Genomic DNA, 18009 nt, shown 5'->3' with positions numbered 1-18009 from the left:
CGGGGTCACGCGATGCGCCCCGCCGCCAGCACCACCCGCGCCAGTTCGGGGTGCACGATGTCACTGTGCGCCCCGGACGGCGGGTCGCCCCGCTTCACGACCGCCGCCGCGTCGACGTTCACGCAGCCCGACGCGGCGAGCGGGCCGCGCAGGGCCGCCGCCAGGTCCAGCGACCGGGTGCCCGGCACCGCCTGCACCCCGTCGTGCCCCATCGCACCCCACCTGGCGCCCAGCGCCCCGCCCACGTCCACGCCCAGCACCGACTCGCAGTCGTCCGCCATCCGAGAGGCCAGCGGATACATCGTGCCGAGCGCCCCGTCGAAGCGGGAGTAGCAGCACACCAGCGGACCGTCGATCCGGTTCTCCTGGCCCTGCAGCACCCCGCCGGCGCGCGGGTCGTGGGGCAGCCGGGCGGCGAACGCGTAATGCGAGAAGGCTCCTTGCAGCAGCGTCACCGACTTCACCGTGCGCACCCCGTCCGGCAGCCCGCGCAGCGCGAACGACACCAGCCGGCCGCCGAAGCTGTGCCCGACCAGATGCACCCGCAGCCCCGGGGCGACGCCGGCCAACTGCCCGACCACCCGCCCGAGCCCGCGCTCCCCGACGGTCCCGGCGCGCCGCTTCATCGCGTAGTACGTCGCCTGCCGCAGCAGCTCCTTCGCGCCGTCCCAGGGGTTGGGCGGTGTGAACTCCGCCGTGCCGGGGCCCGGCCGGAGGGAGGCCAGCGTCTGCGCGAATTCCGCGCACAGGGCCGTGGTGTCCCCGGTGAACAGCACCGGCTCGCTCTGCGGGACGCCCTCCGCGACCGTGTCCGCCGCGAACAGGGGCTGCGGCCCGCCCGGCAGGACCTCGACGAGCAGCCGTACAAGGCGGCCGAACTCTTCCAACTCGCCACCCGGGCGCTGGTCCAGCATCCGGGCGATCTGGTCGACCACGGTGGCCCGCCCCGGGAACGCGTCGAAGAGCGCGTGCCGGGTGTCCTTGTCGAGGACGGGGGCCGGTCTCTCCTCCGCCTCCGTGGCCACCACGGACTTCGGGAAGTCCGGGATCGGCTCGTCGCAGAACCGCATCGACGGCCACACCACCCCGACGTACCCGATCCTCGCCTTCGGCGCGACCTTCGGGATCGGCGCGAAGAAGCGCCGGTACAGGGAGGTCGCGCCCGAACGGTCGTTGTTCCAGCCGTGCGCGAAGACGATCAGGTCATGGAGGCCGTGAGCCGCGACCTCGCCCAGCAGCCGGTCGCGTTCGGCGCCGTCCGGGTCGCCGTCGGCGTCGAAGGTCAACTCCCAGTAGGGAGCCACGCTCGTCCCAGAGTCCGCCATGCCAGGCTCCTCGTCCCGCGAACCGGTGCGATGTGCGCGCATCGTCCCGCCGCAGGGCAAGGTTGGCCATACAACGCGCCTCACCTGTAGAGCAGAAATTCCTTTCGGATACGGCGGAAAGCGGCGAGTTCGTCCTGCCAGGCACCGACGATCTCGTCCGTGCCCGCGCCCGCGTCGGTCATCGTGCGCACGGTCGTGGATCCGGTGAGCTTGTCGATCCAGTTGTCCGGCCGCCAGGCGAAGCCGCCCCACACCTTCTTGGCGGTGACCAGGAGCGCGATCCCGGTCCGTACGGGGTCGTAGACGGCCCGGTCGTGCACGTGGAGCTGCACCCCGCCGACTGTCCTGCCCTGGAACTTCGAGAACGTGGGCGCGAAGTACGCCTCCCGGAACCGCACGCCCGGCAGCCCGAGCCCGTTGACGGCGGCCGCCCATCGCGCGTCGACGCCCTCCGCGCCCAGCAGTTCGAAGGGGCGGGTCGTGCCGCGCCCCTCGGACAGGTTCGTGCCCTCGAACAGACAGGTTCCCGAGTACACGAGGGCGGTGTCCGGGGTGGGCATGTTGGGGCTCGGCGGCACCCAGGGCAGTCCGTAGGCGTCGTAGAAGCGGTCGCGCCGCCAGCCCGTCATCGTCACGACGTCCAGCTCGACCGGGGCGGTCAGGTACTCCGCGTTGAACAGCTTCGCCAGCTCGGCGACCGTCATCCCGTGCGCCTGCGCGATCGGCTGCCGGCCGACGAAGCTGGCGAACTCCTTGTGCAGGACCGGGCCCAGGGCCGTGCGGCCGGTCACCGGGTTGGGGCGGTCGAGCACGACGAAGCGCCGGCCCGCCAGCCGGGCGGCCTCCATGCAGTCGTACAGCGTCCAGATGTACGTGTAGAAGCGGGCGCCGACGTCCTGGATGTCGAAGACGACCGTGTCCACGCCGGAAGCGGTGAAGACGTCGGCGAGGGGCTGTCCGCTCTTGAGGTAGGTGTCGTAGACGGGGAGGCCGGTCGCCGGGTCGTCGTAGCGGCCCTCGGAGCCGCCGGCCTGGGCGGTGCCGCGGAATCCGTGCTCGGGGCCGAAGACCGCCGTCAGCTCGACCCGGGGGTCGGCGTGCATGACGTCGACGATGTGGCGGACGTCGGTGGTGATGCCGGTGGGGTTGGTGACGATGCCGGCCTTTTGGGCGGCGAGGAGGGCGTAGCCGTCGGCGGAGAGGCGGTCGAAACCGGTCTTGAGGCTGCCGTGGGCGTCGGCTGTGGTTGCCGTGGGGACGGCTGTCACGGCCGCTGTCACGGCCGCTGTCGTGGCCGCGGTGAGCAGACTTCGTCTGGACGGGCGCATGGGGGTGGCCTCCGTGGTCGTCCGGGTGCGGGCCGGATGGGGCTGGTCGCGCAGTTCCCCGCGCCCCTTTGGGGCGCGCTGCAGCTTAGGGGGTGCGACAGCTGCCCTTTTCTCAAACATACCGACCGGTTAGTGTGTCCGTGCTGAGCCGAGTCTGGTCGCGTCGTGTCGAAGGAGACCGATGGTGGGAGCCGTGCAAGATGCCCGAGTCGTCGTCACCGGGGCGGGAGGCGGTATCGGAGCCGCCCTCGCCCGGCGGTTCGCCGCCGAAGGCGCCCGCGTCGTCGTGAACGACCTGGACGGGGACAAGGCGGCCGCCGTCGCCGAGGAGATCGGCGGGATCGCCGTTCCGGGGGACGCGTCCGGCATCGTCGGCGCCGCCCGGGACGCGCTCGGCGGGAGTGTCGACGTCTACTGCGCCAACGCCGGCCTCGGCTCCGGCGGGTCCGAGGCGGCCGAGGACGCCGTCTGGTCCTCCGCCTGGGACGTCAACGTGATGGCTCACGTGCGGGCCGCGCAGGAACTGCTGCCGGGCTGGCTGGAGCGGGGGAGCGGGCGGTTCGTGTCCACCGTGTCCGCCGCCGGGCTGCTCACCATGATCGGGGCCGCGCCGTACAGCGTCACCAAGCACGCCGCCTACGCCTTCGCCGAGTGGCTGTCGCTGACGTACCGGCACCGCGGGCTCAAGGTGCACGCGATCTGCCCGCAGGGCGTCCGGACCGACATGCTCGCCGCCACCGGCACCGCGGGCGACCTGGTGCTCCAGCCGACCGCCATCGAGCCGGACGCCGTCGCTGACGCGCTGTTCAAGGGGATGGCGGAGGACCGGTTCCTGATCCTGCCGCATCCCGAGGTCGCCGACTTCTACCAGGCGCGGGCCGCCGACCCGGACCGCTGGCTGACGAACATGAACCACATCCAGCAGAAGTGGGAGGCCACCCGGTGACCCAGTCGGAGACCGAGTCCAGTTACGCCGCCCGGCCCTGGGTGGCACTGCTCAACGACGCCCAGCGCGGTCCGGTCGACCCCCCGGACTCCCTGGTGCACGCCCTGCGCACCGCCGTGGCCGAGGCACCCGACCGCACCTGTCTCGCCTACTTCGACGCCCGCCTCAGCTTCCGCGAGGTCGACGAGCTGAGCGACTCGGTCGCCGCCCACCTCGCCGAGCGCGGCCTGGAGCGCGGCGACCGGGTGGCCGTCATCCTGCAGAACTCGCCGCACTTCGTACTGGCGCTGCTCGGCGCCTGGAAGGCGGGCGCGACCGTCGTGCCCGTCAACCCGATGTACAAGTCGGGGGAGGTCTCCCATGTCCTGCGGGACGGCGAGGTGACCGCGCTGGTCTGCTCGCAGCGGGCCTGGGAGTCGTACCTGCGCGACACGGCCGCCGACTCACCGGTGCGGATCGTGCTCACCGCGAGCGAGCTCGACTTCCAGACGCGCGACGACGCGCGCGTGCTGAGCTTCGAACGGCTGCCGCAGGCCGCCGACGCCGAGGATCTGGTTGCCGTCGCCCGCCGGGGCGGGAAGGCCCCGGAGGGGCGGGACCCGGCGCCCTCCGACATCGCGCTGATCAGCTACACCTCGGGGACGAGCGGTGCTCCCAAGGGCGCCACCAACCTGCACGGCAACATCATGTACAACGCGGAACGGCAGCGGACCGGGCTCGCGCTGCCCGACGCGCCGGTCTACTACGCCCTCGCGCCCCTCTTCCACATCACCGGCATGGTCTGTCAGCTCTGCGCCTGCCTCACCAGCGTGGGCACGCTCGTGCTGACGTACCGCTTCGAGCCGGGCCTGGTCCTGGAGGCGTTCGCCGAGCACCGCCCGCAGTACACCGTGGGCCCCTCCACCGCCTTCATGGCCCTGGCCGCCCACCCGGACGTCACCCCGGAGCACTTCGCCTCCTTCGTCAACATCTCCTCCGGCGGCGCACCGCTGCCGCCGGCCCTGGTGGAGAAGTTCCGGGCGGGCTACGGGCCCTACATCAGGAACGGCTACGGCCTGACCGAGTGCACCGCGCCGTGCGCCTCGGTGCCGCCGAGCCTCGAAGCGCCCGTGGACCCCGTCTCCGGGACCCTCGCCGTGGGGGTGCCCGGACCCGACACGGACGTGCGCATCATCGACGACGAGGGCAACGAGGTGCCCTTCGGCCAGCAGGGCGAGATCGCCGTGCGCGGGCCGCAGGTGGTGCCCGGGTACTGGCGGCGGCCCGAGGCCACCGCCGAGACCTTCCCGGACGGCGAACTACGCACCGGCGACATCGGCTTCATGGACTCGCGGGGCTGGCTGTACGTCGTCGACCGCAAGAAGGACATGATCAACGCGTCCGGCTTCAAGGTCTGGCCGCGCGAGGTCGAGGACGTGCTGTACACCCACCCGGCGGTGCGCGAGGCGGCCGTCGTCGGGGTGCCCGACGGGTACCGCGGGGAGACCGTCAAGGCCTACATCAGTCTGCGCCCGGGTAGTGCAACCGATCCGGACGATCTCGCCCTCTATTGCAAGGAGAGACTGGCCGCTTACAAATATCCGCGCCAGGTGGAGATCCTGCCCGACCTGCCGAAGACGGCAAGTGGGAAGATCCTCCGACGGGAACTGCGTTCCCGACCGCAACAGGGTTAGTGGATTTACGAGAAAGGCAGGTGGCGGCAGTGCCCAGGACGACGGACGGAGACGGGGCTCCTGTTCCGCAGCGGCTTCTTGCCGCCGCCACCCGGCTCTTCGCGGAGCAGGGATACGACCGCACCTCCGTGCAGGAGATCGTGGAGGCGGCCGGCGTCACCAAGGGAGCGCTGTACCACTACTTCGGCTCCAAGGACGACCTGCTGCACGAGGTGTACGCGCGCGTGCTGCGCGTCCAGCAGGAGCGGCTCGACGCCTTCGCGAACGCGGACGAGCCGATCGAGAAGCGGCTGCGGGGCGCGGCCGCCGACGTCGTCGTGACGACGATCGAGAACCTCGACGACGCGTCGATCTTCTTCCGGTCCATGCACCACCTGAGCCCGGAGAAGAACAAGCAGGTGCGCGCCGAGCGCCGGCGCTACCACGAACGCTTCCGCGCGCTCGTCGAGGAGGGCCAACGCGAGGGCGTCTTCTCCACCGCGACCCCGGCCGACCTCGTCGTCGACTACCACTTCGGCTCGGTGCACCACCTGTCGACCTGGTACCGCCCCGACGGCCCCATGGCCCCCCAGGAGGTCGCCGACCACCTGGCCGACCTGCTGCTGCGGGCACTGCGCCCCTAGGGGGTCGGCCGGCCCCCGACAGACATGCGCCTCCGGGGCTTCGGCGGGGCATCGCGCAGGACCCGCGATGCCCCGCCGAAGCCCCGTACCCATCTGGTGGCGGCGCGCTGAGACGTGCGCATAGTCTCACCGGCATGGCAGATGTGTTTGCGGGCGTCCGGCTGCTCGGCCCGCCAGAGGCCGACGGCGAGTACATCGCGCTGAGCGGGCAGGAGACGGTGCACCTGCACGAGTACACACGGATCTACGCCGTGCCCGGCCTCTACGAGCATGTCGTCCAGGACCGGCTCCGGTGCAGATCGCCGCAGGTCGCCGCGGCGGCTTTCCTGCGCGCGGCCGCGAGCCTCGGGCTGGAGCCCGGGGCGATGACGGTGCTCGACGTCGGCGCCGGCACGGGACTGGTGGGCGAGCTCGTGCGTCGCGGAGGTGTGGCCCGGGTGGTCGGGGTCGATGCGCTGCCGGCGGCGCGCGAGGCGTGTCTGCGCGACCGGCCGGACGTCTACGCCGACTACGTGGTCGGCGACTTCCGGCTCGGCGACGGACTCCGTGCGGCACTACGCCCGTACGCGTTCGGCGGGTTGGTGTCGGCCGGCGCGTTCGGCGGCACCCACGCCACACCGCGGGCGCTGGTCAATGCGCTCGCGGTGCTGCCCCCCGGCGCGCCCGTGGCCTTCACCATCGACGAGCGGTGGATGGACGAAGCGGATCCGGACGGGTTCGGCGCCGCCGCCGAGCGGCTGGTGGCCGACGGACGTCTTGCCCTGCTGGAACGAACCCGGTTCCAGCACCGGGTGACGACGACCGGCGAGCCGATCTTCTACCAGCTCGTGGTGGGCCGGACGGGGTGAGGCGGACGGCCGCACCCCGACCGGCCCCGACGGCCCGTCTCCTACACGTACTTCATCAGCTCCCGGCGCGCCAGCGAGCGCTGGTGCACCTCGTCCGGGCCGTCGGCGATCATCAACGTCCGGGCCCCGGCGTACAGGTCGGCCAGCGGGAAGTCCTGGCTGACCCCACCCGCGCCGTGCAGCTGGATCGCGCGGTCGATGATGCCGACCACCGCGCGCGGGGTGGCGATCTTGATGGACTGGATCTCGGTGTGGGCGCCCCGGTTGCCGACGGTGTCCATCAGCCAGGCGGTCTTCAGGACCAGCAGCCGCAGCTGTTCGACGGTCACCCGGGCGTCCGCGATCCAGTTGTGGACCACGCCCTGCTGGGCCAGCTCCTTGCCGAAGGCCGTGCGGGACACGGCCCGCCGGCACATCAGCTCGATCGCCCGCTCGGCCATGCCGATCAGCCGCATGCAGTGGTGGATACGGCCGGGGCCGAGCCGGGCCTGGGCGATGGCGAAACCGCCGCCCTCCTCGCCGACCAGGTTCGACACCGGCACGCGCGCGTGGTCGAAGACCACCTCGGCGTGGCCGCCGTGCGAGTGGTCCTCGTAGCCGAAGACCTGCATCGCCCGCTTCACGGTGACACCCGGGGTGTCGCGCGGGACCAGGACCATGGACTGCTGGCGCCGGATGTCGGCGCCGTCCGGGTCGGTCTTGCCCATCACGATGAAGATCTTGCAGTCCGGGTTCATCGCCCCGGAGATGTACCACTTGCGGCCCGTGACGAGGTAGTCGTCGCCGTCCCGCTCGATGTGCGTGGTGATGTTGGTGGCGTCGGAGGAGGCCACCTCCGGCTCGGTCATGGCGAACGCGGAGCGGATCTCACCGGCCAGCAGCGGCTCCAGCCACTGCTTGCGCTGCGCCTCGTCGGCGAACTGGGCCAGTACCTCCATGTTGCCGGTGTCCGGGGCCGCGCAGTTCAGCGCGGTGGGCGCCAGATGCGGGGAACGGCCGGTGATCTCGGCGAGGGGCGCGTACTGGAGGTTGGTGAGCCCCGCGCCGTACTCGGCGTCGGGGAGGAAGAGGTTCCACAGGCCCTGCCTGCGCGCCTCCGCCTTCAGTTCCTCGACCACGGCCGGGGTGTCCCACGGCGAGGCGAGCGCGGCGCGCTGCTCCTCGGCGACCGCCTCGGCCGGGTAGACGTACTCGTCCATGAAGGCGAGCAGCTTGGCGCGCAGTTCCTCGGTGCGCGCGTCGAACGCGAAGTCCATGGCCGGTCAGCCTTCCTGAAGAGTGGTCAGTCCGTGGTCGATGAAGACGGGGACGAGTTCGCCGATGCGGTCGAAGCCCTGCCCGAGCGTCTGGCCCTGTGTGTACCGGTAGTGGATGCCCTCCAGGATCACGGCGAGCTTGAACCAGGCGAACGCCGTGTACCAGGAGATGTGCGTGACGTCCCGCCCCGAGCGGGCCGCGTAGCGCTCGACCAGTTCCCGTGGGTCCGGGTGGCCGGGCGCCTCGGCGGTCGTCGACACCGGCGAGTCGGGCGCGCCCAGCGGCTGGCTGTACATCACCAGCAGGCCCAGGTCGGTCAGCGGGTCGCCGAGCGTGGACATCTCCCAGTCGAGGATCGCCCTGATCGTGTCGTCGTCGCCGATCAGCACGTTGTCGAGGCGGTAGTCGCCGTGGATCACGGTGGGCGCGGGGGAGTCGGGCAGCCGGCGGCCCAGGGTGGCGTGCAGCTCGTCGATGCCGGCCAGCTCGCGGTTGCGGGAGGCGTCCAGCTGCTTGCCCCAGCGGCGCAGCTGCCGGTCCAGGAAGCCCTCGGGGCGCCCGAAGTCGGCGAGGCCGACCTGTTCCGGGTCCACGGCGTGCAGCTCGACGAGCGTGTCGACGAGGGACAGCACGGCGTTCCGGGTGCGCTCGGGGCCGAGCGGGGCCAGCTGTTCGGAGGTGCGGTACGGGGTGCCCGCCACGAACTCCATCACGTAGAACGGCGCGCCGAGGACCTCCGTGTCCTCGCACAGCAGCACCGGCCGCGGCACCGGCACCTCGGTCGGGTACAGGGCGCTGATCACCCGGTGCTCGCGCTTCATGTCGTGCGCGGTGGCCAGGACGTGGCCCAGCGGAGGCCGTCGTACGACCCACTTCGAGACGGAGTCGGAGACCGCGTAGGTGAGGTTGGACCGTCCGCCCTCGATCAGCCTTCCGGTCAGTGGACCGGCCACCAGGCCGGGGCGCTCGCGGTCGAGCAGCCCGCGCAACCGGTCGAGATCCAGTCCGGGCGGGTGGTCGGGGCTCATGCATCGCTCCTACGAACGAGTGAACAGGACCCGACTTATGATGCCGACCAGTCGGTATGTCGTCCAGTCGGTGGGCCAAACGTGACCGGGACCACCCTGGGGCCCGGCCGAAGAGTGACGGCTCCCCGCGCGCGCAGAGCGGGGAGCCGTCGTCCGGGTCGGGACCGTCTCAGTGATCGTCCCAGTGACCGTTGTGCTCGGCGTGCCGGTGGCCGTCGTGCAGGTAGTCGACGTGGTCGCCGTGCAGCACGCCGGTGTGGCCGCAGCCGTCGCCGTGCCGGTGGTCGTGCGCCTCGTGGGTGACGTGCCCGGCGGGCTCGCACTCGTCCCAGTGGCCGCCGTGCTCGCGGTGCAGATGCCCGTTGTGCGCGTAGTCCACGTGGTCGCCGTGCGGGACCTGGTCGTGCCCGCAGCCAGGTCCGTGGCTGTGGCCGTGTGCGGTGTGTTCCTGATGAAGGGTGGTCATGGTGTGTCGCCTTCAGCGGTACGGGGTTCAGGAGGGTGGCGTGCTGCCGACGGACAGGCTGCCACGCGAACGGCACATATGCGGGCATCCCGGTTGCGTGGCGTCCGAGTACACCGGAGGGTCGTCTGCATGAAGGGCATCAGCTACAGCCGGTACGGCGGACCCGATGTGCTGGAGTACGGCGAGGTCAAGGACCCGAAGGTCGGCCCCGACTCGGTGCTGGTGAAGGTCCGGGCGGCGGCCGTCAACCCGGTCGACTGGAAGGGCCGCGAGGGCCATCTGCACGGCATCATGGACGCCGTCTTCCCGGTGATCCCCGGCTGGGACGTGTCGGGGGTCGTCGTCCAGCCGGGACCGGCCGTCACCGAGTTCGCGGTCGGCGACGAGGTGATCGGCTACGTCCGCGAGGACTTCCTCTCCCGGGGCACCTTCGCCGAGTACGTCGCCGCCCCGGTGCGCACCCTCGCCCGGAAACCGCGCAACCTCTCCTTCGAGGAGGCCGCGGGGCTGCCGCTGGCCGGCCTCACCGCCTACCAGGTGCTGGTCCACGCCCTGGAGGTCAAGCGTGGCGAGACGGTCCTGGTGCACGCCGCCGCCGGCGGGGTCGGCTCCCTCGCGGTCCAGATCGCGGCCCACCTCGGCGCCCGGGTCATCGGTACGGCGAGCGAACGCAACCACGACTTCGTACGGGGCCTCGGCGGCGAGCCGGTGATCTACGGCCCGGGCCTGACCGAACGTGTCCGGGGACTGGCCCCGGAGGGCGTGGCCGCCGTCTTCGACACCGTGGGCGGCGAGGCCCTCACCGCCTCGGCGAACCTGCTCGCCCCCGAGGGCCGGATGGCCTCGATCGCCGACCCGGACGTCGTCGACTTCGGCGGCCGCTACTGCTGGGCGCGCCCCGACGCCGAGGACCTGACACGGCTCGCCGCGCTCGCGGAACAGGGAGCGGTGACCGTCCATGTCACCGAGACGTTTCCGCTGAAGCGGGCGGCCGACGCACACCGGCGCAGCGAGGAGGGACGCACCCGGGGCAAGCTGGTGGTCACGGTGGAGTGGCCGGAGGAGGGCCAGGACTGAGCCCAGGGCCTTCGGTGCGCCCGGGGGCCTATACGACCAGTGCGGCGGCGCAGAGGGCGACGGCGACCGTGCACAGCACCGCGGCGGTCGCCTGGCGCGGGGTCAGCGCCGAGGGGCGGTCGGTGGCCGCCAGGGCGCGGATACGGCGGTTGGCGACCAGGAGGAACCCCAGCCACAGGACGCAGCAGGCCGCGCAGGCGAGCACGCCGTCGGCCGAGGCGCTGCCGTGCAGGGCGGTCTTCGCCGCGAGTACGGCGGCGACGGTCGCCGACAGGGTCGTACGACGCCAGGCCAGCCGGGTCCGCTCCGGCTGCAGCCCCGGGTCACGGGCCGGCGCCGTCATCCCTCCCACCCGACGAGCACCACGACGACCATCGCGACGGCGACCACGGCGACGACCACGCTGAGCAGGGCCGGGAACCGGGAGACCGGGAGGTCCTCGCCGCGCCGCATCGCCCGCTCGCAGCGCATCCAGTGGTTCACGGCCCGCAGCGAGCACAGCACGCCGGCGGCGAGGAGCGCGAGCGCGAGACCGACCCGCCAGGCGAAGCGGAGGTCGGGCAGGAACTGGTCCACGGCGAAGCCGCCGCCGATCAGGGCGAGGGCGGTGCGCAGCCAGGCGAGGAAGGTCCGCTCGTTGGCGAGGGAGAAACGGTAGTCGGGGGTCGTTCCCTCTTCGCGCACCACTTCGGGGGCGAACCACAAACGGACGTTCCGCGCGAATTCGATCACATGCAGGGAGCCTACCGGGGGGAAGGCCGAGGTTCGGCTGCGGGTGGATGGGGGTTGCACGCCCCCACGGGCGGAGCCGCACATGTCCCAGCCCCGCGCCCCTTACGAAGGGCGCTGTACAGCCGCACATGTCCCAGCCCCGCGCCCCTTACGGGGCGCTGTCCAGCCGCATCTCTCCAGCCGCGGGCAGTGGTGCCTCCCCCCAGTGCCTCAAGAGCCTGGGAGGTGCCCCCGGGCGGCACGGGTGGGCGCGGGCGGCACCCTGCCGGCGCCGGTGAGCGTCCCCACCCCCACCTCAGCCCCGCCACTCCCGCAGCTTCTCCCACGCCGCCAGTCCGTCCGGGACCCACTCCCACTCCCCGAGCCGGGAGGCCAGTTCCTCCTCCGTCAGGAAGTCGTGCCAGGCCACCTCCTCCACCTGCGGCCGTACCGGCAGCTCGCAGCGGACCTCGTACACCGCCGACCACCAGCTGTGCCCGGCGCCGTCGTCGTACCGGAACTTGAAGAGGTACGTCGGACGGGGCAGCCCGGACACGCCCAGCTCCTCCTCCGCCTCCCGCAGCGCCGCCTCGTCGTAGGACTCGCCCGCGCCGACCACGCCCCCGACGAACATGTCGTACAGGGACGGGAAGACCAGCTTGGTCGCGGTGCGGCGGTGGACGAAGACGCGCTCGGCGCTGTCGCGGGCCAGGATGAAGGCGCAGCGGTGGCGCAGCCCCCGGGCGTACGCCTCACCGCGGGGTGCCTGTCCGATCACCCGGTCGTGCTCGTCGACGATGTCGAGGATTTCGTCAGCAGGCTTCATGCCGCCATCCAAGCAGGCCGGCGGCCCGCGGCGTCAGCGCGGCTGAAGGTCGAGCGAAGGCTCCCTCGGCGCCGGACCGCGCGGCATCGCGGGGTGCAGCCCGAGCAGCACGATGCCCGCCACGATCGCCGCGAGCCCCGCCGCCTCCCAGGCCAGCGCCCCGGTGTCGGTGCGCAGCCGGTCCCCGAGGAAGCCGACGCCGCACAGGATCCCGGCGAGCGGCTGGGCCGCGGTGAGCGCGGGCAGCGAGTTGCGCAGCTCCGCCGTCTCGAACGCGCTCTGGACGAGGATCAGCCCGGTGACCCCGAGGACCAGCACGCCGTACGGCTGCCAGCCGGTCAGGACCTCCATGATGCCGCCCTCGGAGAAGCGGGTGCCGGTGACCCGGGTCAGTGCATCCTGTACGCCGTAGAGCAGGCCGGCGGCGAGGGCGAGCAGGGTGGGTCCGGCGCTGAGCCGGGACCGTTTGGCGTAGGTCGTGAGCAGCAGGGCTATGCCGACCGTCACGCCGATGATCAGCCAGTGGCGCGCCGGGTTGGTGACGGCGTCGCCGCCGCGTGGCTGGCCCGCCAAGATGAACGTGGTCACGCCGCCCGCGAGCAGGACGAGGCCCGCCCAGCCCTGGTGGCTCAGGGGATGCTTGGTCTGGTGCCGGGAGAGCGCGAGGGCGAAGAGCAGGTTCGTCGCCAGCAGCGGTTCGACCAGGGAGATCTCGCCCTTGCCGAGGGCGATCGCGCCGAGGACCATGCCGGCCACCATCAGGCCGATCCCGCCGAGCCAGCGCGGCACCCTCATCAGGTCGAGCAGCAGCCGGAACGAGAGGAAGTCGCTGAGCGGGGCCTTCTGGGCGACGTTCTGCTGGAGCACGAACCCGAAGCCGAGGCAACAGGCCGCACTCACGGCGAGAACCAGAACCAGAACGGACACGCTGCGTACCTCGATCATGCGGCCGGGCTACGGGGTGCGTAGTGGCCGACTGTAGCGCTCGCGGATGGGTGTTGCCCCGGGAGTACCCGGAACCGGGCGGTTGACTCGGTCACGACGCCGAGCCGAACACGGCGGGTGGATCAGGGCGGCGGCGGGACCGGTACGGCCATGGTCCGATGCCCGGGCGGCCCGCGCCATGGCGTACGCCACACCCGGAACCCGGTGCCCCACGGCCACGGTACGCCGAACGGACCCCGGCGCGCGCCAAGTTCCGCTGCGCTCACGGTAGTTGAACGGGGTACCAGCCCCGTTCGGCTTGACGCAAAGTCTTGGCTGGGGGTTTGCTGTGCGTGATCGGCCGATGGCAGCCCGACAACCAGGAAGTTCCGCGGTGCCCCCAACCCCGCCCCTCTTAGGCCCAGGCCGGGCCGTCGCCGAAGGTCCCCGCGCGGCAGCGCACCCCGGGTGCGAACACTGCCCAGACGACGCCCTCGACGACGCCGAACTCATGTCCGCGCGAGCCGCGTTGGCCCAGGGCCGCTGGCAGTCCGCCCGCTCCCTGCTGCTCCACACGGGTGACGACTGGGACCGCCGGGGCCACCGGGCCACCGTCCTCGCCCGCGAGCCCTACGCCGTCGCCTGGGCCCGCGAGTGGCTGCTCGCCGAGCCCGGCTCCGCGGGCGCCGCCACCCTCTACGCCCTGACCCTGGTCCGGCGGTCCCTGTGCGGCAAGGAACCCCCCGACCGGGCCCGTGAGGCCTGTACAGCCGCCGCCGCGCTCACCCCCGCCGACCCCACCCCGTGGCTCGGCCTCCTGCTCCTCGCCCGCCACCTCGGCACCGACGACGAGACGCGCCGCATGTTCGGCGAGGTGCGCGGCCGCCACCCCGAGCACCACCACGCCCACCACCTGATGGCCGCCCGGATCGCGGAGACCGAGACCGAGGGGACGTACGAACTGTGCGCCTTCGCGGAACGCTCGGCCGCCGAGGCCCCGGCCGACTCCCCGCTGGCCGTGCTCCCCGTGGTCGCCTACAGCGAGCGGCACCGGGTGCTCGCCGCCACCGGCCGGGCGCCCGCCGATCCGGCCGCGGCCGGCCACTGGGCCGAGCCGTCCGCCCGGCGCGCCCTGAGCGCGGCCTTCGACTGGTGGCTGGAGTGGGGGATCGAGGAGCACCCGCGCCGCCATGTCGACCTCAACCACCTCGCCCACGCCACCTCCGGCGCCGGCCGGTACGCGGAGGCCGCGGCCCTGTTCCAGCGCATCGGCCGCCATGCCACCCGGGCCCCCTGGTCCTATCCGGACCGCGACCCCTGCGAGGCGTTCCGGGTGGCCCGGGAGCGCGCGCTCGGCGGTTGATGAGAAGAGGTTGTGGATTTCTTACGGCGGCCGGATTTCCTGGCCGGGCCCGCCCCGAGGGTGTTCGAATGAGTGCGTGAACTCTGAACGACCCGAGGAGGGTCGGCCGATCGGCCGCCGGGTGTTCCTCGGCACCATCGGCCTGGGCGCCCTCGGTGTCGTGACCGCGCCGGTGCTGCAACGCGTCACCGAGTCGGTCCTCGGCACCTTCTCCGGCAAGGACCCGACGGGCCTGACCGGCCTGCTCCCGAACGGCGGCGGCTTCCGCTACTACTCGGTGACCGGCTCGGTGCCGAACAAGACCGCCGCGGACTACCAGCTGAAGATCGACGGCCTGGTCGACAAACCGCGCACCTTCAGCCTGGCCGACCTGCGCGCCCTGCCGCAGACCCGGCTGGTCAAGGACGTGCAGTGCGTGACCGGGTGGCGGGTGCCGGAGACCCCGTTCGAGGGGGTCCGCCTCTCGCACCTGCTGGACCTGGCGGGAGTGCGCGGCAGCGCGAAGGCGATCCGCTTCACCTGCTTCGACGGCGCGTACAGCGAGAGCCTCACCCTCGACCAGGCGCGACGGCCGGACATCCTGGTCGCGCTGCGCATGCAGGACAAGGCCATCGGACACGACCACGGCGGCCCCGTCCGCCTCTATGTCGCCCCCATGTACTTCTACAAATCGGCCAAGTGGCTCTCCGGCATCACGGTGACCGACAAGGTGCAGCCCGGATACTGGGAGCACCTCGGCTACGACGTCGACGCCTGGGTCGGCCGTTCGAACGGACGCGACGATGAGCCTACGAGCTGAGGCACCGGCCGCCACGGACCGGCTGCACCGCTTCACCCCCGCCGAGCGCTGGATCCACCGCACGACGGCGGCGCTGATGGGCATCTGTGTCCTGACGGCCGCCTGCCTCTACATCCCGCAGCTGGCGATCCTGGTCGGGCGCCGCGAACTGGTCGTCCGCGTCCACGAGTGCGCGGGCCTGGCCCTGCCCGTCCCGGTCCTGCTCGGCCTCGCCTCCCGCGCCTTCCGCAGGGACCTCGGCTTCCTGAACCGCTTCGGCCCCCACGACAGGCTCTGGCTGCGGGCCGCCCTGAGCCGCGACAAGCGGCCCTCCTCCCGCCCCGCCGGCAAGTTCAACGCCGGCCAGAAGATCTACGCGAACTGGATCGCCGGTGCCACCCTGGTCATGCTCGCCACCGGCCTGCTGATGTGGTTCACCCACCTCACCCCGCTGATGTGGCGGACCTCGGCCACCTTCGTCCACGACTGGCTGTCCCTCACGATCGGCGTCGTCCTGGCGGGCCACATCGGCATGGCCGTGGCCGACCCGGAGGCGAGAGCGGGGCTGCGCACCGGGAAGGTGAGCAAGGAGTGGGCCAAGCGCGAGCATCCGCTGTGGCGGCCGTAGCCCAGGGGACCCGCTCGCGGCACCGCGACTCCGTCCCGCCGCGCCGGTGCCCGGCCGGGTGATGTGCCCGACCGGGTGACCTGTCCGGTCGTGGCCCGTCTAGATGACGAGGGAGAGGAGGAGGACCAGGCCGCCCGCGACCACCGAGATGATCGTCTCCATGACCGACCAAGTCTTGACGGTCTGCCCGACGCTCAGCCCGAAGTACTCCTTGACCAGCCAGAAACCGGCGTCGTTGACATGGCTGAAGAAGAGCGAACCGGCGCCGATGGCCAGGACCAGCAGGGCCGTGTGGGCCGTCGACATGTCCGCCGCCAGCGGGGCCACCAGGCCCGCCGCCGAGACGGTCGCCACCGTCGCCGAGCCCGTTGCCAGCCGGATCGCCACCGCGATCAGCCAGGCCAGCAGCAGCGCCGGGATCGACCAGTCCTTGGAGATCTCCAGGATCATCTGGCCGACACCGCAGTCGATCAGCGTCTGCTTGAAGCCGCCGCCCGCGCCGACGATGAGCAGGATGCCCGCGATGGGCATCAGGCCCTTGTCGACCGTCTGCTGGAGCCGTTCCTTGGAGAAGCCGGCCGGTCGGCCGAGCGTGAAGAAGCCGAGGACCACGGCCGCGAGCAGGGCGATCAGCGGGGAGCCGATGACGTCGAAGACCCGCTGGACGGTGTGCGCCGGGTCGTCGACGACGATGTCCACCAGTGCCTTGGCCAGCATCAGCACGACCGGCAGCAGGATCGTGGCGAGGGTGGCGCCGAAGCCGGGGCGCTTCTCCAGCTCCTCCGAGGGGCGCTGCGGAAGCATCCGGTCGGGGGCCGGGACGTCCACCCAGCGGGCGGCGACCTTGGAGAACAACGGACCGGCGATGATCACGGTCGGGATGGCGACCAGGACGCCGAGCGCCAGGGTCACGCCCAGGTTGGCGCCGACCGCGTCGATCGCGACCAGCGGGCCGGGGTGCGGCGGCACCAGGCCGTGCATCACGGAGAGACCGGCCAGGGCCGGGATGCCGATTCGCATCAGCGAGTAGTTGCCGCGCTTGGCGACCATCAGCACCACGGGGATCAGCAGCACGATGCCGACCTCGAAGAACAGCGGCAGACCGATCACGGAGGCGATCAGCACCATCGCCCACGGCATGGACCGCCCGCCGGCCTTGGCGAGGATGGTGTCGACGATCTGGTCGGCGCCGCCGGAGTCGGCGAGCAGCTTGCCGAGGATCGCGCCGAGGGCGATCAGCACACCGACGCCGGCGACCGTGGAGCCGAGGCCGGCGGTGAAGCTGGTGATGACCTTGTCCAGCGGTGCCCCGGCGAACGCACCGAGGGCGAGCGAGCCGATGGTCAGCGCCAGGAAGGCGTGGAGCTTGAACTTGGTGATGAGCAGGACGATCACGGCGAAGGCCGCGAGGACGGCGATGCCGAGCCGGGCATGTCCGGCCGAGGTGATGGGCGCGACGGCGTCCGCTGCCAGCATCTCGACGCTGAGTCTGGTCACGGGGGTTCCTTGCGAGTACGGGGACAGGGAGAGGGGAGAGGGGAGAGGGGTGGGGGGAGAGGGGAGAGGGAGGAGCGAGTCAGCGCGAGGTGAGGTCGGGCAGCGCGTCCAGGGCCCGCACGGCCCGCGCGGTGATCTCCTCGGGGGTGCCGGTGACGTCCACGGCGACGCCCGGCTCGTCCGCCGCCAGCGGTTCGAGCGCGGCGAACTGGGAGTCCAGCAGCGCGGTCGGCATGAAGTGCCCCTGCCGGTGCGTCATCCGGTCCTCGATGAGCTTCCGGTCACCGGTGAGGTGTACGAAGACGACGCCCGGGGCGGCGGCGCGGAGCCGGTCCCGGTACGACCGCTTCAGCGCGGAGCTGCTGACCACCCCGCCCAGACCTTCCCGCCCGTGCGCCCAGGAGCCTATGGCGTCCAGCCACGGCCACCGGTCGGTGTCGTCCAGCGGGTGCCCGGCCGACATCTTGGCGATGTTGGCCGGCGGGTGGAAGTCGTCGCCCTCGGCGTACGGGACGCCGAGCCGGGCGGCGAGCAGAGGACCGATCGTGGTCTTGCCCGTGCCGGCGACGCCCATCACCACGACGACGTGGGGGGTCCGCATCACTGCCTCGCTGTCTTCCTCGGGATCCTCAACGAGAGACACCGGCGTATGACATCCGGCGTCGGCCTCACTGAAACCCATTAGGTACGACGAATTCAAGAGTCTGTGAC

General features: G+C 72.0%; 19 protein-coding genes. 8 read left to right on the top strand and 11 right to left on the bottom strand.

Features of this window, described 5'->3' with window-relative positions:
- Positions 1-5: 5 nt before the first annotated feature.
- Both AB0N16_RS15690 and AB0N16_RS15685 read right to left on the bottom strand, forming a co-directional pair.
- The gene (locus AB0N16_RS15690; protein WP_365796895.1) at positions 6-1325 is read right to left on the bottom strand and encodes a serine-threonine protein kinase; all 1320 of its coding nucleotides are present in this window, start codon (positions 1323-1325) and stop codon (positions 6-8) included.
- Between the two features lie 80 nt (positions 1326-1405).
- Complete coding sequence (locus AB0N16_RS15685; protein WP_365796893.1) at positions 1406-2653, bottom strand: DUF1343 domain-containing protein; 1248 nt, start codon at positions 2651-2653, stop codon at positions 1406-1408.
- A 181-nt stretch (positions 2654-2834) separates the two neighbouring features.
- On the opposite strand from AB0N16_RS15685, the gene AB0N16_RS15680 reads away from it, so the two are divergent.
- The 4 genes from AB0N16_RS15680 to AB0N16_RS15665 all read left to right on the top strand — a co-directional run bounded on the left by AB0N16_RS15680 (position 2835) and on the right by AB0N16_RS15665 (position 6743).
- On the top strand, positions 2835-3599 hold the full coding sequence (locus AB0N16_RS15680; protein WP_365796891.1) for an SDR family oxidoreductase: 765 nt from the start codon (positions 2835-2837) through the stop codon (positions 3597-3599).
- A complete protein-coding gene (locus AB0N16_RS15675) occupies positions 3596-5272 on the top strand; it encodes an AMP-binding protein (RefSeq protein ID WP_365796889.1) in 1677 nt (558 codons plus the stop codon). Before AB0N16_RS15680 ends, AB0N16_RS15675 begins: the two co-directional genes overlap by 4 nt.
- Positions 5273-5301: 29 nt before the next feature.
- A complete protein-coding gene (locus AB0N16_RS15670) occupies positions 5302-5895 on the top strand; it encodes a TetR/AcrR family transcriptional regulator (protein ID WP_351739947.1) in 594 nt (197 codons plus the stop codon).
- 134 nt (positions 5896-6029) lie between these two features.
- The gene (locus AB0N16_RS15665) at positions 6030-6743 is read left to right on the top strand and encodes a class I SAM-dependent methyltransferase (RefSeq protein WP_365796887.1); all 714 of its coding nucleotides are present in this window, start codon (positions 6030-6032) and stop codon (positions 6741-6743) included.
- 41 nt (positions 6744-6784) lie between these two features.
- Here AB0N16_RS15665 and AB0N16_RS15660 read toward each other — a convergent pair whose 3' ends face one another.
- The 3 genes from AB0N16_RS15660 to AB0N16_RS15650 form a co-directional block, all read right to left on the bottom strand.
- Entirely contained in the window at positions 6785-7999 is a 1215-nt protein-coding gene (locus tag AB0N16_RS15660) for an acyl-CoA dehydrogenase family protein (protein ID WP_365796885.1), read from the bottom strand.
- Between the two features lie 6 nt (positions 8000-8005).
- Positions 8006-9028 (bottom strand): phosphotransferase family protein, encoded by a 1023-nt coding sequence (locus tag AB0N16_RS15655; RefSeq protein ID WP_365796883.1) that lies wholly within the window; start codon positions 9026-9028, stop codon positions 8006-8008.
- Between the two features lie 169 nt (positions 9029-9197).
- On the bottom strand, positions 9198-9494 hold the full coding sequence (locus AB0N16_RS15650) for a hypothetical protein (RefSeq protein WP_365796881.1): 297 nt from the start codon (positions 9492-9494) through the stop codon (positions 9198-9200).
- 129 nt (positions 9495-9623) lie between these two features.
- Here AB0N16_RS15650 and AB0N16_RS15645 point away from each other — a divergent pair, with 129 nt between their 5' ends.
- Positions 9624-10571: an NADP-dependent oxidoreductase gene (locus tag AB0N16_RS15645; RefSeq protein WP_365796879.1), complete on the top strand. Its 948-nt coding sequence runs from the start codon at positions 9624-9626 to the stop codon at positions 10569-10571.
- 28 nt (positions 10572-10599) lie between these two features.
- Here the strand turns inward: AB0N16_RS15645 and AB0N16_RS15640 are convergent, their stop codons facing one another.
- The 4 genes from AB0N16_RS15640 to AB0N16_RS15625 form a co-directional block, all read right to left on the bottom strand.
- Positions 10600-10914, bottom strand: a complete 315-nt coding sequence (locus AB0N16_RS15640; protein ID WP_365796877.1) for a DUF202 domain-containing protein — start codon at positions 10912-10914, stop codon at positions 10600-10602.
- Positions 10911-11303, bottom strand: coding sequence for a DUF202 domain-containing protein (locus AB0N16_RS15635; protein ID WP_365796875.1), 393 nt, complete (start codon positions 11301-11303; stop codon positions 10911-10913). The genes AB0N16_RS15640 and AB0N16_RS15635 overlap by 4 nt, the downstream gene beginning before the upstream one ends.
- A gap of 295 nt (positions 11304-11598) precedes the next feature.
- Positions 11599-12108: an NUDIX domain-containing protein gene (locus AB0N16_RS15630; protein WP_365796873.1), complete on the bottom strand. Its 510-nt coding sequence runs from the start codon at positions 12106-12108 to the stop codon at positions 11599-11601.
- 33 nt (positions 12109-12141) lie between these two features.
- On the bottom strand, positions 12142-13035 hold the full coding sequence (locus AB0N16_RS15625) for a DMT family transporter (protein ID WP_365797135.1): 894 nt from the start codon (positions 13033-13035) through the stop codon (positions 12142-12144).
- A 361-nt stretch (positions 13036-13396) separates the two neighbouring features.
- Here AB0N16_RS15625 and AB0N16_RS15620 point away from each other — a divergent pair, with 361 nt between their 5' ends.
- The 3 genes from AB0N16_RS15620 to AB0N16_RS15610 all read left to right on the top strand — a co-directional run bounded on the left by AB0N16_RS15620 (position 13397) and on the right by AB0N16_RS15610 (position 15801).
- Positions 13397-14395, top strand: a complete 999-nt coding sequence (locus AB0N16_RS15620; RefSeq protein WP_365796871.1) for a hypothetical protein — start codon at positions 13397-13399, stop codon at positions 14393-14395.
- A gap of 76 nt (positions 14396-14471) precedes the next feature.
- Positions 14472-15194: a molybdopterin-dependent oxidoreductase gene (locus AB0N16_RS15615; protein ID WP_365796869.1), complete on the top strand. Its 723-nt coding sequence runs from the start codon at positions 14472-14474 to the stop codon at positions 15192-15194.
- Positions 15178-15801 carry a cytochrome b/b6 domain-containing protein gene (locus tag AB0N16_RS15610; protein ID WP_365796867.1) on the top strand — a complete coding sequence of 208 codons (624 nt, stop codon included), beginning with the start codon at positions 15178-15180 and terminating at the stop codon, positions 15799-15801. Before AB0N16_RS15615 ends, AB0N16_RS15610 begins: the two co-directional genes overlap by 17 nt.
- Before the next feature lie 99 nt (positions 15802-15900).
- On the opposite strand, the gene AB0N16_RS15605 is transcribed toward AB0N16_RS15610, so the two are convergent.
- Together AB0N16_RS15605 and AB0N16_RS15600 are read right to left on the bottom strand one after the other, a co-directional pair.
- Positions 15901-17298, bottom strand: a complete 1398-nt coding sequence (locus AB0N16_RS15605) for a gluconate:H+ symporter (RefSeq protein ID WP_365796865.1) — start codon at positions 17296-17298, stop codon at positions 15901-15903.
- A gap of 79 nt (positions 17299-17377) precedes the next feature.
- Complete coding sequence (locus tag AB0N16_RS15600; protein WP_365797133.1) at positions 17378-17899, bottom strand: gluconokinase; 522 nt, start codon at positions 17897-17899, stop codon at positions 17378-17380.
- Between the last annotated feature and the right edge of the window lie 110 nt (positions 17900-18009).

It is taken from the genome of Streptomyces sp. NPDC051105, assembly GCF_040682795.1.
Taxonomy (GTDB): Bacteria; Actinomycetota; Actinomycetes; order Streptomycetales; family Streptomycetaceae; genus Streptomyces.
The sequence above is the reverse complement of the archived record's forward strand: the minus strand, read 5'-3'. Positions and strand labels throughout refer to the sequence as shown.